The following is a 16,759-nucleotide window of genomic DNA, read 5'->3' as shown; positions in this document are numbered from 1 at the left end:
AGTTCTTTGGCTTGACCTTAGAATGTACCTACTTTCATATAACATTCAAATTCTAACATTATATTGTAGGTGTTTTATGAGTACAATTTTAAATGTACCAAATTCAACGAGGGTTCCCAAATTTTTAATAATACTATTCTTTGTTGAAATGTGGGAGCGGTTTAGTTATTATGGGATGAGGTCTCTTTTAGTGCTTTTCTTGACTTCCCGTCTAGGGTATGAAGATGCAAAAGCTTATGCCATCTATTCATTATTTGCAGCGGTTGGTTATGCAGGTCCTGTGCTTGGCGGCTTCCTCGCTGACAAATTAACAGGATTTCGTAGTATGGTACTACTTGGCGGTATCATTATCACTATTGGTCACCTGTCCTTAACTTTAGTTGAATTGGAGTCTGAGCTAATATATATAGGCCTGGCGTTAATTGCTGTAGGTACTGGTATGTTTAAAGGGAATATAACTAATTTGTTAGGTTCATGTTACAAGGAAGACGACCCAGAACGAAGTAGAGGATTTACTTTATTTTATGTAGGTGTAAATCTAGGATCATTCATGGCATCCATATCATGTAGTTATATAGCTTATTTATATGGTTGGCACTATGGTTTTGGTATAGCTGGGGGTGGTATGATCTTAGGACTTACTATTTTTATCAAATTTCAACATTTGTTAGGAGGTAATGGTATTTCCCCGCGACCAGAACTGATGAATAAGAAAATACTAGGGTTAAATATTTTTACTATATTAATGATAGCTAGCCTTCTTTTTGCTCTTGTAGTTGCTAGAATGCTTATATCAAGTGAGTTCTTTGCTAATATACTTGCTTTGTGTGGTATTCTAATTTTAGGTATATTTATTTACATAATAGTAAAATCATCGCCACTACAAAGAAAAAGATTAACAGTATTATTAATACTAATTACATTTTTTATGTGTTTTTTTGCATTAGAAATGCAACTTGGCTCACTAGTCAACTTATTTACTCAAAGAAATGTTGTAAATGAAATATTGGGTTTAACAATTCCACCTGCTGCTTTTCAAGCAATAAACCCTTTTTCAATTATAATATTTGGTTCTCTATTAGGGGCATATATGAAATTTGATAAAAAATATGCCACTCCTATATTTGCTTTTGGTATTTCTACCATGGCTATATGCTTTTTTATATTATATATAGGATGTTTAAATGCAAATATAGAAGGAAAGATAGGATTACTATACTTAGTAAGTGGTATAGCATTTATAGGGCTTGGAGAACTATGTATAGGACCATTAATACAAGAACAAGCAACTTTACTTGCACCTAAACACTTAAAAGGCTTGGTAATGGGTATAATAATGTTATTTGCAGCATTTGCTAATTTAGCAGGAATTTTAATATCGAAGTTCATGTCAATCCCTTCCATAAATGGGGAAGTAGATTGTCTAGAGTCCTTAGAGATATATAAAACAGGATTCTTAAAGATAGCAACGTTTAACTTAGGGTTAGCACTCTTATTTTTACCTTGCTATCTGTTTGTAAATAAAGTTATAGCACAGACGAGTACAGAAAAAGTAGACCAAAAACGCCAACGTAAGTAATGGTATACTGCTTGTAAATGAAGAGTTGATAGACGATAGAATCAAAATCATGATAGTAGCAGGAGTCGTAGGGTCGAGGTGCTAGGCGTACATTTAGTCACACTACTGGACAAAAGAGATGGTATGGTTGCAAGAGCTAGTAAATAGAGTATTTTAGATTGAACACAAAAAAATCTGTGGTACTCTATGTTACTAGCCGAATTACTATATAATCATTTTGAGATGAAAGATACAAGACTAAATACGTTCAAGGGCATAATAAAATCATTAATGTTGTGTCGAGGAAGCAAATATAAAAATATGGCAAGAAATAGAAGGAGATAAATTATTAGATTCAAAAATAAAAGCGGTATATAGATTTCTTCAAGAAGACAATATCAATATTGACGATTATTATAAGTTTATGAAAAATTATATTCCTCAAGGGAAAGTGGTTTTATCAATAGATAGAACCACTTGGGAATTAGGACAGAAGCAATTGGAGAGCAAGAGCAACCGATAAAAATAGACCTCTTTCGAAACTCGCTTGTGCGCAAGGGTGTGAAGGAGACGCTTCACCTCGAACCGCAGCGTACTCTAATTCCGTTACGGATTCGAGTACCGCATCATTGTCCAAATCACCAGCAGAAGTAAGAGTTTCGAAGGAGGTCTATTGTATTACTGAAAATTCTTGTTCTATAGATAAAAAATTATAAAAACCTTTGAAAGGTTGGAGGTATTTGGTGGAGACAGGGGGAATCGAACCCCCGACCTTTTGAATGCCATTCAAACGCTCTACCAACTGAGCTATGACCCCTAAATACCCTACATATTCTTTCACGGTGAGTATACTCATTATAGCTAACCAGCTTAGCATTTAGCCATAGTAAACTGGTGTCATTGCGAGGAGGCATAAGCCGACAAAGCAATCCATTGCTAATCACTTTTATGGATTGCTTCGTAGCTACTAAAGTAGCTACTCGCAATGACGTTTGTGAATTTGGCTAAATATTAGTCGGGTTAGCCATAGTTCAGTTTTATACTATAGTTACAGAGCTGAATCCATAAATTTTTTGAATATTTCGTTATTTTCTAATATTTTAAGCTCTTCCTTACACCAAGGGGAAAAATTTTCGGAGTATTCCTCTATGTATAACTTAAAATCGTGCCATTTAAATAATTTTACTTCTGCTACTTCTTGTTCATTTATTTTAATAATATCATCTGATAAAGCTAAATATATCGGGCATATTTCATTTTCCACAATATTATTTATAGCAAATTTATAACGATAATTAGCAATAAAATATACTTTCTGCAGATTTACTAAACCTAATTCAAATTTTGCATGCCTATAAACCGCCTGTTCATAAGTTTCGTTAATTTGTGGATGTCCACAAAAACTATTTGACCAAAATCCACCCCAAGTTTTTTTGAGTAAGCTTCTTTTTTGTATGACAATTTCTTTTTGACTATTGAACAGAAATACAGAAAAACCCCTATGCAATGGAGTATTAGAATTATGAGCTTTTAACTTATCCTCTATTCCAAGGATATTATCTTGTTCATCAACTAATACCACATGTTCTGAGTATAACATAACATTAATTTCCCACTAAGTATTTTTCTATAGTATTTAAATAATTACCTAAAATTTGTTGGTTTTTATTGACAAATTCCAAAGCATTAGCCTGATAAATTTTAGCTTCTTGAGTACCGCTCTCAGATAGAAGATACTCCATTTTATTCAGCAAATCGTTTTCATCACGAATTTGAGCAGCAGCTTTATTAATAAGCATTTCATTAGCAATATCAGCAGAATTACTCATATCTGGTCCAAATATAATATAATTAGCAAAATATGCTGGTTCAAGTGCGTTATGTCCACCTTGTTTAAATGAACCGCCAACAAATGAGATATACGCTATGCTAAAAAACAATCCAAGTTCGCCAAATTTATCAACGATGTAAAGATCATCAGTCAGAATAGGTATGTTTTGTTCGGACTTGATACTATAAGTTAAATTTAATTGAGCACATGCTTTTCCTATATCATTTTTACGTTCAGGATGGCGTGGAATTAGAATAAAATAGCAATCTGGGTGTCGTTGTTTTATTGGTTTTATAATATTAAGTACTACTACCTCATCGTCTAGGTGGGTGCTAGCAAATACAATAACTCTTTTACCACTCATATATTGTGTTAAAATTGTTAATTCTTGTTCATTTACAGGTAATTTTTTGTTGGCAAATTTAATGTTACCTAAATTAACTATATTTGTTACACCAAGTTGCGTAAATTTTTGGAAATCACGGTTACTTTGCACAATAATCTCACTAAAGCTAGCGGTAACTAACCTAAAAAATGAACTTATTTTTTTCCATGATTCAAATGATTTATCAGAAATACGTGCATTCAATAATAATAGTTCACAATGTTTTGCCCCTTCACTAATGAGACATGGCCATAACTCTGATTCAACAAAAATTCCTAGGTTTGGTTGCCAATTTCTAAAAAACTTTTTAACAAAAATAATATTGTCTATAGGAATGAATTGATGAATGGCATTTTGCGGTAGTTTTTGTTGTAATATTTTTCCAGAAGATCTAGTTCCCGAAGTAACCAAAAACTTTAAGGAGGTTTTTGGCATTGTTCTTTTTAGCCAAAGATTATTGATATTTTCAACTAAGGTAAGAGCTATCATAGATTCTCCTACACTGGCGGCATGTATCCAAACTAAAGTTTCGTTTCGTTTAGTATGTGTATGCCCAATAGCAAAACGTTCACCAATATTTTTTATCTCTTCTTTACCAACAATAACTCTTAATACTAATAAAAAAAAATACACTGGAAGAAGTAGAAAACTTAAGATATGGTATAAATAGATCATAGATAGATTTACTTCAACCCTGTTAATGCTTGTGCTAAATTAATATTGTCTTGGTTTTTATTTCCTACAAAAGCCAGCGGCAAACCTATAAAAGCTGTTATTTTACCAAAAGGTAGAGGCATAATCAGTTTATCCCAACTCTTAAGTAAAAAATATCTAGAAGCCTGACAAGAAACTGGTATCAATTTTATATTATATTTTTGAGCAACTTTGTTAATATTACTATTTATTTTATAAATAGGTCCACGTGGTCCATCTGGTGTGATCACTATATTACTACCGTTATGTAACTTTTTGACAATTGTTTTTAAAGCTGCTACGGAATTTTTATTAGTCGAACCATTTATTACCCCAAAGCCAAACTTATTGACAATATTACCAATTATTTTACCATCCGAATGAGGAGAAATAAGCGCATAAATATCTTTATGACCAGCAAATATTCCTGGACCGAAAGCAAGTCTGTTATGCCAAAAGGCAAAAATCACCCCTTTTTCTGCTAAAAATTGCTGTTTAGTGTAATTATCTGAAAAAACAAATTGCCAGCGACAGGTAAAATAAACCACTCTCAAATAAGTATACAATAACTTAGTAACTACACTAAGTACAAAATTGTTTTTTTTAAGGATTTTTTTTATCACGTTAATTGATTACAAGCATTCTTTATACGCGAGCATGCTTGCTCCAAGTTTTTTATCGAAGTTGCGTATGAAATTCTAAAATAACCTTCTAGACCAAATGCAATACCAGGAATAACCGCAACGTTACATTCTTCAAGCAGATATTCTCCAAAATCGTTACTATTTTTGATAATTTTACTAGTGGGAGTTTTCAAACCAAATAATTCATTACATTTAGGAAATAGATAAAATGCTCCTGCTGGTTTATCGCAACTAACACCTTTGATATCACTTAGAATTGATAAGGTTAGGTCACGTTTTTTTTGAAAGTTTTTTGCATTAGGTTTAATAAAATCTTGAGTGCCAGTTAAAGCTTCAATAGCCGCCATTTGACTTATAGAACAGGGGTTAGAAGTACTTTGTGACTGAATAATAGTCATTGCCTTAATTAATGATTTAGGACCAGCCCCATATCCTATACGCCATCCTGTCATAGAATAAGCTTTTGATACACCATTTATCGTAAATATTCGATCTTTTAAATCCGGTGCTACTTGGGCAAAAGTATAAAATTTAAAATCATCAAAAATAATATGCTCGTAAATATCATCTGACATAACATTTACATTGGGATATTTGCGTAGTAACTCAGCAATATCTGCTAACTCTTGGTAAGAGTATGCAGCCCCTGTTGGATTACTTGGTGAATTAATAATTAACCATTTAGTTTTTTGGGTAATTACTTGTTCTAGAGCTTCAACAGTAAGTTTAAAATTGTTGTCAATGCCACAATTAACAAATACTGGAATCCCTTCAGCTAACATTACCATATCTGGATATGAGACCCAGTAAGGACTGGGAATAATTACTTCGTCCCCTTGGTTAAGGGAAGCCATAAATAAATTATAGATTACTTGTTTACCACCGCTTGACACGATTATTTCATCTAGATCATAATCTAAATTATTTTCATACTTGAATTTAGTCTGTACTGCTTGTTTTAGCTCCAAAATGCCATCAACATTAGTATATTTTGTGAAACCATCTCGCAGTGCTTTAATTGCAGCCTCTTTGATATTATTGGGTGTGTCAAAGTCAGGTTCACCAGCCCCAAGAGAGATTATATCTCTACCTAGCTTTTTTAGTTCAAATGTTTTTTTTACTAAAGCTAAAGTTGGAGATGGTTTTATTAGATCTAAGCGTTTAGCAATAAGTGGCATGATTCTATAAAACCTTATAATTATTTTCGTATTACGCGAATTTTGGATAAGAATTTGTTAATTCTTATCCAAAATTGGGGTGTATTATACTATAATTGTTAAAAAAAACAATTCTTGAAAGCAGAATTTAGTACAATATGATTTATTTTATATAATTTATTACTATTAAGTATTAGTGTCATTTGATATATATGTTATCATATGATGAATATATGTTTAAAAAATCAAATTTATAGCAATTTATGTTCGGCAGCAAAATTATTCGTAACAGTTACGGCTCAATAAAAGACAAAATAAAATTATACTATAATTATAGTAAGAATTTCCCATCTTGGTATAGGGAGAAAATCTTTACATCTATCAATTATTTTGTCGATGTAAAATATAAGGTAACACACTTAAAAGAAACTAATTTTAATCTTGGTATAGAACATTTGTATAAAAATAACTTAAATGACGCTATACTAAGGCTTAAATTGGTTGACAAAATTCTTTCTCCTAACGACCATCAAGCTAATTATTGGCTTGGTTGGACATATTTCTTAAAAAATAACTATGAAAAAGCTTTGTATCATCTACAAAGAGCTTTTGAAGCTGATCAAATAAAGTTAGCATCTTTTCTACAAAATTATAATAATTTGTCAGAGATTCCACCGCAAATTTGGCATCAATATAAAAATCTTACCGCTGAATATTATGGCAATAAATTTCGTAGTAATAATAAACTATACCTACCTTACAGTTTTGTAAGTACAACTATGAATAACATAACAGACTTACCTGATAATTACCATATTTTGGAGCTAGGTAGTAATATAGGCTTAGTGGGTTATGAAGTGAAAAAGCGTTTTCCTGATGGCTTTACTTTTACCGGTGTTGAAAATTCAGAAATTATGAATAAGCTTGTTACCGTATATGGCAATATTTATGATCAGTTATTAGAAATTTCAATATCGGATTTTATTAAACACGACTCTAATAAATATGATGTAGTACTGAGTTTTAACTCTCTTGCGTTTACTAAAAACCTATTAGATTACTTTAATTCTATTTATTCTATAGTTAATGTATTAGGATATTTTGCATTTTGTTTACCAATAGATAACGTCACAAACCTTTCATTAAAGAGAAAAGAATTTATTTTTACTATAGCAGATATTAAGAAAGCTTTAGGTCAAACTAAGTTTACCATATTAAATAGTGAAGAATTAGCTCTAGAAAAAAATGATAAATACTATATGGTGATTTGTAAGAAAAACCATTAATGATGCCATGAAGCAATTTATATTACTGTTGTTAGTTAATTTTTCTACTATAACTGCAATAGCGAGTACTCAAAATACTCAAGATGATGAAGATTTTAGGTATGTTTATAATGAAGGTAAGGGATGTGCTCAAGTCTATGACCCTTATGAGAAACTAAATCGTAAATTTTTTGCCTTTAATTCTGTTTTAGACTATCTATTCTTACGCCCTATTAGTATAGGCTATAAACGAATTAGTAATAATTATACTAGGGTTAGAGTGAATAGTTTTCTAGATAATATTAGTATGCCTTTGACTGTTGTCAATTATGGCTTACAAATGAATTATGATCAAACTATGAAAAGTCTGTGGAGATTTTTAATCAATGCTACGTTTGGTATAGGTGGGTTATTTGATGTAGCAGATAAAATTGGATTGAGAGTTACCAAACAAACTTTGGGTAGTACTTTTGCCCACTATGGAGTTGGTCCTGGACCATATTTAGTCATACCATTTTTTGGTAGTACTAATGCAAGAGATAGTACAGATGCTATATTTACAAATAGTTACTTAAATCCTATAATGTACCCGGTACATAGAGATTTTGAAATCATAGTTTCTAGTGTACAAGTTATACATACTAGGTTAGGATTATTACCATTTACTGACTATATAGGATGTAGTTCTACTGATCCTTACATAGCTGTAAGATCAGCTATGCATCAAAATCGTGAATCGGTCATTGTCTATCCTAATCAATTTAAATGCCCTAAACCTAATTAAGAGTAGTTACATTATGAAAAAAATCATTGTTTGCTTAATTTTAAGTTGTCTGTCTTTGTCAGCCTATTCTGCTACTGATGACAAAATGGCGGTTGATAATTATGTTAATCAACTAATAAGAGCTGGGCTAGATGTATGTAATGATGAGAGTTTAGATCAAGATGCCAAAATAGCTAAAACTAAAAAGCTAATTTTAGCTAACTTAGATCTGAATTGGATGGCTAAATTCACCCTTGGTGTTTATAGAAGAACTCTAACTCCTGAACAAATTAAACAATTCACAGAAATTTACAGTAATTATGTAAGCAAGGCCTATGCTGATTTAGTAAAGAATTACCAAGGTCAAGAACCTAAAGTCCAACAAGTACGTGTTCTTGATGAAGGAGAGTTTATGGTAGAAATGTTAATAGGAACTGCTAAAGTAAATTACTTAGTACGTCAAGTAAAGGGTACAAGCGATAAAACTAATTTAAAAGTCTCAGATGTTATTACAGAAGGTGTTAGTCTTATCAATTCTCAACAGTCAGAGTTCATGAATATTCTCAGTAATAGTGGTTTTGATAAGTTAATAGATGAATTGGGAAAGAGGTCATAAAACCTACGAAGATTGATATACTACTCGTAAATGAAGAGTTGGTAGACGAAGGTCAAAATCAACAAGTGCTAGGAGTGTCCAAGCCGAGGAGCACAGCGTACATTAGTACGTGAGTACCGCAGATATTGGACAACGACAACGCAATTGCTGATTTTCATCGAGTATATCATTTTTTCTGCTATTGAATAAAAATATTTTTCATAAAACACTTAGTGCAAATTATAATTATTATATACTACAAAAACTTAAACCAATTATTATAATTAGCATGAAAATTCTTGCAGGTCTTAGTCATAAAAAATTAGCTAGATATTTAGCTGAGGAACTAAATTGTGAATATGTGGAAACTTATATTACAGCTTTCGATGATACTGAAACAAGGGTGGAAATCCTTGAAGATATACATAAGTGTGATGTTGTTATAGTACAATCTACTTCTAGACCAGCCAATAACCACTTGATGGAACTTTTATTATTAGTTGATACGGTAAAAAGAGCAGGAGCTTCACAAGTAACTGCGGTTATACCGTATTTTGGTTACAGCCGCCAAGATCGTAGATCTTGTAGTTTTACTCCAGTATCGAGCCGTCTTGTAGCGAGTATGTTGGAAGTTGCTGGTGTTAATCATGTAATAACTGTCGATTTGCATTCACAGCAATTAGAGGGTTTTTTTAAAATTCCAATACAAAATCTTGATCCAATAAGTTTATTTGCTCCGATTATTGAAACTTATAATAATTCTATTATTGTATCTCCAGATGTTGGTGGTTTTGTACGTGTACGTGATGTGAATAGGCTTTTTAACATGAATATAGCTGTTATTAATAAAAGTAGAGAGACCAAGAGGTCTACTGATAAATGCCAAATGTCAGAAATAATAGGTAACGTTTCCGGCAAGCATTGTGTATTAATTGATGATATTGTTGATAGTGGCGAAACCCTGTGCAAGGGAGCTAAGCTATTAATGGAAGTAGGAGCTTTATCTGTCAATGCTTTTATAACTCACCCAGTGCTTTCTAGCATGTCCAAAGAAAATATTCAGAATTCTGATATAATGAACGTATATATAACTGATACAATAGAAACTACTGATTTACCATCTAAGTTCCATGTAATATCAGTTGCTCCAATTATTATAGCAGCATTACAAAAATCTACAAAATCATGAGAATTTAAGACTTTATGCATACTGATAGATGTACACTTGAAATAGACTTAGCAAAAATTCGTGCTAATTATCGTATTATTTCTAAAATTTGTAAAACTTCAGAGATTGCCTCCGTGGTAAAGGCTAACAGCTATGGACTTGGTGCTGATGCTATCGCACCAGCCTTACAGATGGAGAATTGTCAGAGTTTTTTTGTAACCTCAGTTGATGAAGGAATATCATTATGTAAAGTATTGGGGCAAAAATCTAATATTTTTGTGTTTAATGGTGTATTTAGCAATGATGTTGAGGAATTTAGAAATAGTAATTTAATTCCTGTGCTTAATAGTTTAAAACAAGTTGAAATTTGGCAAGAGTTTGCCTCTCTTAAAAAAGAAGTATTACCTTGTACAATCCATGTTGATACTGGTATGAATCGCTTAGGAATGATTGACACAGAAATGCAACATATAATAGACAAACCTGATCTATTAGTTGGTCTTGAATTGCAGTATATTATAAGTCATTTATCTGCATCTGAAATAGTTGATGATCCTTATAATTTACAACAATTAAAAAAGTTTAAGCATTATTTAAAATATTTCCCAAAAGTCAAAGCTAGTCTAGCTAACTCTAGTAGTATATTTCTAGGGAAAGAATATCATTTTGACTTAATACGCCCTGGTGCTGCATTGTATGGTATTAATCCTTTGGGTAATACATTTAAAAATCCAATGCATAATCCGATAAGACTGACTGCTCCAATAATACAATTGCAAGAATTACCACCAGAAAGTTACATTGGTTACAATATGACCTTTAAAACAAATAGTAATAGGCTAATTGCTACCTTGCCCCTTGGTTATGCTGATGGCTATCCCCGAGCTTTTAGCAATTGTGGGGTAGTAGTTATTGATTCGCATTCAGCTCCTGTAGTTGGCAGGGTATCAATGGATTCAATTACTATTGATGTTACTGAACTCCCACCAAATAAAATTTTTCTAGGGCAACAAGCTGAAATTATAGGGAATTATTGTACTTTAGATAAAATAGCGAATATAATAAATACCATTGGTTATGAAATTCTTACTCTACTAGGCAGCAGATATAAGAGAGTATACAAAAATGATTCTTGATACCGTTAATTTATTAGGTAAACATACTATTGGTTTTGCAAGGACTATAGGGGCTTTTTCTCTATTTACTATTGCGGGAATCACTAGTATTTTTAAAAAACCTTTATACTACAACTTAGTGTTAAAGCAGTTATTGTCTATAGGTTTTTATTCCCTACCAGTTGTAGCTATGACTACCTTTTTTTCCGGTGCTGTGCTGGCATTACAAAGTTATACAGGTTTTTCTCGTTTCTCGGCTGAAAGTTCAATAGCTACGGTGGTAGTCCTTTCAATAACTAGAGAGCTTGGACCAGTTCTTGCTGGTCTTATGGTTGCTGGTAGGGTTGGTGCATCAATTGCTGCTGAAATAGCTACTATGAGGGTGACTGAACAAATAGATGCACTTTATACTTTGTCAACTGATCCCATAAAATATTTAGTTTTTCCAAGAGTACTAGCCGCAGTTATTACATTACCATGTTTAGTATTAATAGGTGATATATTAGGAGTAATGGGTGGTTATTTGGTAAGTGTTTATAAGCTTGATTTTAATAGTTTTAATTATATAACGAATAGCTTTAAGTTTTTAGAACCAATAGATGTCATTTCTGGTTTGGTAAAAGCAGCAGTGTTTGGTTTTATTATCTCAATAGTAAGTTGTTATAGTGGTTATTATTCAGGTACAGGAGCAAAAGGAGTTGGGACGAGTACAACTTCCGCGGTAGTAAATTCTTCAGTTCTTATTCTAATCAGTAATTACTTGATAACAGAGTTGTTTTTTAAAGTATAAGACCCGAGAATAGATTATGGATGAATCAAAAATAAAAATACGCTCATTATATAAATCTTTTGGCGATCATAAGGTACTTGATGGTATAGACTTAGATATAAAGCAGAATAGTTCAATAGTAATTCTTGGGGGATCAGGAACTGGTAAATCAGTGTTAATAAAGACTATAGTTGGTTTAATTCAGGCTGATGAAGGTAGTATAGTTATTGATGAAGTGGAAACTGTAAATATTTCAAGTAAAGATAGATTTAAAATGATGGAAACCATGGGGTTTCTATTTCAGGGAGGAGCTCTTTTTGATTCTTTAACTGTTCAAGATAATATTACATTCTTTACTGAAAAACTGTATAAATTATCTCCAAAAAATAAAGAGGAGTTAGCTGCATCTAAACTTAATTCTGTAGGTTTGTCTACAAAAATACTAGGTCTTTATCCATCTGAGCTTTCAGGAGGTATGCAAAAGCGAGTATCTCTAGCTAGGGCTATTTGTGGCGATCCGTTGATTCTTTTCCTTGATGAACCAACTACCGGTCTTGACCCTATAATGGCTAATGTCATCAATGAATTAATAATTAAAGTTCAAGAAGAGCTAAAGGCTACTACCATCACCATAACTCATGATATGAATAGTGCTTATATGATAGCTAAAGAGGTTGCTATGATTTATAAAGGGAAGATTTTATGGTTTGGTAAAAAAGATGAAATAAAAAATAGTGATAATCCTTACTTGCAACAGTTTGTTAATGGTTTAACTACTGGACCAATTGAGATTTAGTATGGTGTATTCAATAATAAAAAGTCAACTAAATCTACAAAATTAAATAACAACCTCCATAGAACCTAATGAGTTTCTTAACCAAGTTTTTTGAAAATTGAAAAAATGTTATAATTATTTCAATTTTAGGTATATTTTTTAATTGACTAGCTAATGTATAAGTTGTAAAATATGTCTTTTAAGTAGCTTCTTGGTATACTGCTCGTAAATGAAGAGTTGGTAGACGATAGTATAACTTCAAGAAGAGCTAGACAGTAGCAAAGTCGAGCAGCGTAGCGTACATGAGTAACGGAGCAGCGGATATCTTTAGACATGACGACGCCAATTCTTGAAGTTCACCGAGTATACAAGCATTATTTATCGATAGCTTAAAAAAATTATCGTATATTACTTAGTGCTTGAGAATTTTTTTGCTATACTACCAATGAGTATCATATATATTTAAGTTATTTATTATGGCTATTTCCCGTTTTCTTGATCCAAAAAATGATTTTTGCTTTAAGCAAATCTTTGGTACAGAGAAAAATAAAGATATATTAATTCACTTCCTTAATGATATTTTGGGATATCAGGGAAAAGATCAAATTATTGAGGTTAGTTTTCTTAAAACCATACAAGACCCTGCTATTGCAGCATATCGGCAATCTATAGTAGATGTTTTGTGTAAAGACCAAAATGGCACGCAAGTAATTGTTGAAATGCAGGTTGGCGAACATAAGGGATTTGAGAAAAGAGCTCAATTTTATGCGGCTAAAGCCTATTCACAGCAAATACTTAAAGAAGATGAAAATCATAAAAAATTAGCAGTATATGCTAAGCTTAAAGGAGTGATATTTTTGGCTATTGCTGATTTTATCATGTTTCCTGACAAGAAAGATTGGAAATCAACCCATAGATTGTTAGATTCCAAAAGTTATGAGCATGATCTTAAGGATTTTTACTTCATCTTTGCTGAACTAAAAAAATTCCATAAAACCATTGATCAGTTAGAGAATATTGAAGAAAAATGGATGTATTTCTTTAAACATGCCCATCATAGTACTTTAGTAGAAATGGAGCATTTAATTGGTCACGATATTATCATTAAAAGAGCTTTCCAAGCAATAGATCAAGCCTCTTGGACGGAAGAAGAGTTAAATACCTATGATCATATAACCAAAACTCAACTAGATAATCTAGCGGTAGAGCAGTTCAAAATCGAACAAGCTGAAAAAGCTGCTGAAACTAGAGGTGAGGCTAGAGGTGAAAAGAAAAAAGCTATAGCTATAGCTAAAATTTTACTTAAAGAAAATATGACGTCTGAGTATATAGCCAAGATTACCGGTTTGAGTATTGAAGAAATCAACAAGCTAGAAAAGTAATTGATTACTTAACCATTTCTGTCCTCTAACTGAAAGTAGAGGATAAACTTGTTGTTTAATTTTTTGATAGTATTGTTCTATATAATTTACCTCATCTGCGTTTAGCATTCTGCGATCTATTAAATCTTTTGCATAAGGAACAAGGGTGAGAGTATCAAACTCTAGATAATTTTCATCCTGTGAAGCATTTTTGACATACATCAGATTTTCTATTCTAATACCAAATTCGTTTGTTTTATAATAACCTGGCTCGTTGGATACAATCATACTAGGTTCTAGAATAATGTTACTGCGTAAACTAATATTTTGTGGTCCTTCATGAACACTTAAGAAGCTACCAACACCATGACCTGTACCATGTGGGTAATCTTGTCCATCTCTCCATAAAAACTGCCTAGCTAGCACATCTAAATTACCTCCAGTAATAAGATTAACTGGAAACTTAATCATCGACAAAGCAATATGCCCCTTAAGAACTTGAGTGTAACGTAATTTTTGTTCTTTGTTAGGATACCCACCTATAGCAAAAGTCCTAGTTACATCAGTAGTACAACCGTTATATTGACCACTAGAATCAATTAATAATATGCCTTTACCTAAGATTTTCTTTGCCCCTGTGCTTGTTGCTCGGTAATGAATTATAGCACTATTTTCCTTAAAGCCACATATAGTCGGGAAGCTATCCATAACATATTGATCTTGCTTAAATCTAAACTCTGTTAATATTGCTCCTAAATCATATTCAGTTTGATCTTGCAAATTTGGTAGTTCGAATAAATATGCAAAGAATTCACATAGTGCCACCGCATCCTTAATATGGGAATTAATTGCATGGTTAATTTCAATATCGTTTTTACGGGCTTTAGCTAATTGACAAGGATCATTTATTTTTTCTATTATCTTAGTGCTTAGCAAATCTATGATATAATTGGAAGTGAAGTTTTCGTCAATTAGGACTTTATTAGCTTGACTCAATATATCAGCAAATTGTGCAGAAGGTAAGATAGTTACATGAGGACGAGCAAGTATAATATCTTGGTCTACCCTATTTGGATTAATAAATAAATATAGTTGGTTCTTAGTAATTAGGACTATAGCAAGCATCAATGGTGAATATGGAATGTCACTTGCTCTGAGATTTAATAACCAGCATATTGAATCTGCTGCAGTAACAATCATGGTATCTGCAGAATATTTAGTGAGTAGATTACGACACATGGTAATTTTATCACTATACGATTGACCAGCAAACTTATCATCATAAATATATATTTTTGATGATGGCTCAGCTGGTCTATTACGCCAAATTTGATCTACTAAATTATTAGATACTTTATGTAAACGAGGCTTTATTTTAGAAAATATTTTTAACTTAACATTAGTGAAGAGTTTCGCATCATATCCTAATATACCATCATTACCTAAATAATCATCCCAAGGAAAATAGGGTAAATCTTTAATATCAAAAATCTCAAAAATTTTTGGTTCTAGTTCACGCTTACTTTGTTCTAGATAACGACCATCTGTGAAAAATATAACATTATTTTTGCAGATCACCACAATACCATTTGACCCACTAAAGTTAGTCATATATTGCAGTCGTTTAGCACTTTCATGAACATACTCGCTAAGATATTGATCATTAGACGGTACTATATAGGCATCTATTTTATACTTAGCGAAAAGACCCCTAATATTGCTAATACGTTCTTGCATTAAATTATCATCGAAAGAGATTTATCACCCTCTACTCCTATTAGGCGATTTCTTAATTAAAGAACTCACATGGCTGGGAGCAACATTATCTGTAGTCAGAGCTTTAGGTGATATATCACCCATAGATTTCCCAATCCGTTGAGCGGCTTTTAGAACTTCAGGACTTAAGTTTTTTAAGCTGTTATCTAATGGTTTTGCTAGCTGTTGCTCTCTTCCAAGCTGCAAAGGTCTACCTAGCATTCCATCAACAGAGCAGTCCAAATGATCAGCAAGAGCTATAACTGCTGCAGTACTTAGCATTTTTTGTTTATTATCATCTTCTCTTAAAAAAGCTCGAAAGCCGTCTGGACTACCACTAACTTCCAGTCCTAATTCGTATTGAGTCATTTGGTTTTTATTCATCTTGTCGGTGATAAAACTCTTCAAATTATCACTTAATTCTTCTAGAGATAGTTGAGCATATTGTTGCTTTTCACCAGAGACAAATTTCTGTCTGCCGAACATTCCATCCATAGAGCAGTCCAAATAATTTGCAAGTTTGATTATGTTTTTTATTTCAGGACGTCGATTACTCAACATCCCTCTCATAGTAGTTATAGGAATGCCCGCAAGTCCAGCAAGATCACTAGCCTTCAGTTGTTTTTCTTCCATTTTATTCCGAAGGAATTCTTTTAGATTTTCAAACCAGCCCATTGTAAATATTTTTTTATAAAATTGATCCGTGAAAAACGGTTTTTTCTTGACAACAAAAAATTGTCACAGTAAAGTTGTTTATCTTACTAAATGAACCAAGGAATTATTTAGTAAGATAAACTTTAAAAACTAAAACTATTCAGTACATAAATTCAACTACTACAAATATAGGTAAGTTGAATAAAAACGAAATAATACTAAATTGTTAGTTAAGCACAAAACCTCAATCATAAAAGGAAATGCCTTATGA

Annotated in this window: 15 protein-coding genes and 1 tRNA gene; 9 read left to right on the top strand and 7 right to left on the bottom strand. The window is 32.2% G+C overall.

What is annotated here, in order from left to right; translation table 11 throughout:
* Window positions 1–76: 76 nt before the first annotated feature.
* Window positions 77–1,579, top strand: coding sequence for an oligopeptide:H+ symporter (locus AAGD36_RS04505; RefSeq protein WP_341755107.1), 1,503 nt, complete (start codon window positions 77–79; stop codon window positions 1,577–1,579).
* A gap of 720 nt (window positions 1,580–2,299) precedes the next feature.
* On the opposite strand, the gene AAGD36_RS04500 is transcribed toward AAGD36_RS04505, so the two are convergent.
* The 5 genes from AAGD36_RS04500 to AAGD36_RS04480 all read right to left on the bottom strand — a co-directional run bounded on the left by AAGD36_RS04500 (window position 2,300) and on the right by AAGD36_RS04480 (window position 6,289).
* Window positions 2,300–2,375, bottom strand: a tRNA-Ala gene (locus AAGD36_RS04500).
* Window positions 2,376–2,606: 231 nt separating this feature from the next.
* Window positions 2,607–3,158 (bottom strand): isopentenyl-diphosphate Delta-isomerase, encoded by a 552-nt coding sequence (gene idi / locus AAGD36_RS04495; protein WP_341755106.1) that lies wholly within the window; start codon window positions 3,156–3,158, stop codon window positions 2,607–2,609.
* Between the two features lie 4 nt (window positions 3,159–3,162).
* Entirely contained in the window at window positions 3,163–4,449 is a 1,287-nt protein-coding gene (gene waaA / locus AAGD36_RS04490; RefSeq protein ID WP_341755105.1) for a lipid IV(A) 3-deoxy-D-manno-octulosonic acid transferase, read from the bottom strand.
* Window positions 4,450–4,457: 8 nt separating this feature from the next.
* On the bottom strand, window positions 4,458–5,090 hold the full coding sequence (locus tag AAGD36_RS04485) for a lysophospholipid acyltransferase family protein (RefSeq protein ID WP_341755104.1): 633 nt from the start codon (window positions 5,088–5,090) through the stop codon (window positions 4,458–4,460).
* Complete coding sequence (locus AAGD36_RS04480; RefSeq protein WP_341755103.1) at window positions 5,087–6,289, bottom strand: pyridoxal phosphate-dependent aminotransferase; 1,203 nt, start codon at window positions 6,287–6,289, stop codon at window positions 5,087–5,089. The genes AAGD36_RS04485 and AAGD36_RS04480 overlap by 4 nt, the downstream gene beginning before the upstream one ends.
* Window positions 6,290–6,531: 242 nt before the next feature.
* On the opposite strand from AAGD36_RS04480, the gene AAGD36_RS04475 reads away from it, so the two are divergent.
* The 8 genes from AAGD36_RS04475 to AAGD36_RS04440 all read left to right on the top strand — a co-directional run bounded on the left by AAGD36_RS04475 (window position 6,532) and on the right by AAGD36_RS04440 (window position 14,100).
* Entirely contained in the window at window positions 6,532–7,554 is a 1,023-nt protein-coding gene (locus AAGD36_RS04475; protein WP_341755102.1) for an SAM-dependent methyltransferase, read from the top strand.
* 7 nt (window positions 7,555–7,561) lie between these two features.
* Window positions 7,562–8,317 (top strand): VacJ family lipoprotein, encoded by a 756-nt coding sequence (locus AAGD36_RS04470; RefSeq protein WP_341755101.1) that lies wholly within the window; start codon window positions 7,562–7,564, stop codon window positions 8,315–8,317.
* 13 nt (window positions 8,318–8,330) lie between these two features.
* A complete protein-coding gene (locus AAGD36_RS04465; protein ID WP_341755100.1) occupies window positions 8,331–8,912 on the top strand; it encodes a phospholipid-binding protein MlaC in 582 nt (193 codons plus the stop codon).
* 181 nt (window positions 8,913–9,093) lie between these two features.
* Window positions 9,094–10,080, top strand: coding sequence for a ribose-phosphate diphosphokinase (locus AAGD36_RS04460; RefSeq protein ID WP_341755099.1), 987 nt, complete (start codon window positions 9,094–9,096; stop codon window positions 10,078–10,080).
* Window positions 10,081–10,094: 14 nt separating this feature from the next.
* A complete protein-coding gene (locus AAGD36_RS04455) occupies window positions 10,095–11,195 on the top strand; it encodes an alanine racemase (protein WP_341755098.1) in 1,101 nt (366 codons plus the stop codon).
* On the top strand, window positions 11,185–11,964 hold the full coding sequence (locus AAGD36_RS04450; protein ID WP_341755097.1) for an ABC transporter permease: 780 nt from the start codon (window positions 11,185–11,187) through the stop codon (window positions 11,962–11,964). Before AAGD36_RS04455 ends, AAGD36_RS04450 begins: the two co-directional genes overlap by 11 nt.
* A gap of 16 nt (window positions 11,965–11,980) precedes the next feature.
* Window positions 11,981–12,739: an ABC transporter ATP-binding protein gene (locus tag AAGD36_RS04445; protein WP_341747288.1), complete on the top strand. Its 759-nt coding sequence runs from the start codon at window positions 11,981–11,983 to the stop codon at window positions 12,737–12,739.
* A gap of 455 nt (window positions 12,740–13,194) precedes the next feature.
* Complete coding sequence (locus tag AAGD36_RS04440; RefSeq protein WP_341755096.1) at window positions 13,195–14,100, top strand: Rpn family recombination-promoting nuclease/putative transposase; 906 nt, start codon at window positions 13,195–13,197, stop codon at window positions 14,098–14,100.
* On the opposite strand, the gene AAGD36_RS04435 is transcribed toward AAGD36_RS04440, so the two are convergent.
* A complete protein-coding gene (locus AAGD36_RS04435; RefSeq protein WP_341755095.1) occupies window positions 14,089–15,816 on the bottom strand; it encodes an aminopeptidase P family protein in 1,728 nt (575 codons plus the stop codon). The two genes, AAGD36_RS04440 and AAGD36_RS04435, sit on opposite strands and share 12 nt — an antisense overlap.
* Before the next feature lie 24 nt (window positions 15,817–15,840).
* On the bottom strand, window positions 15,841–16,509 hold the full coding sequence (locus tag AAGD36_RS04430; RefSeq protein WP_341755094.1) for a helix-turn-helix transcriptional regulator: 669 nt from the start codon (window positions 16,507–16,509) through the stop codon (window positions 15,841–15,843).
* Between the last annotated feature and the right edge of the window lie 250 nt (window positions 16,510–16,759).

Source organism: Candidatus Tisiphia endosymbiont of Ptychoptera albimana (assembly GCF_964026605.1).
GTDB lineage: Bacteria > Pseudomonadota > Alphaproteobacteria > Rickettsiales > Rickettsiaceae > Tisiphia.
This window is presented reverse-complemented; position numbering and strand designations above follow the sequence as displayed.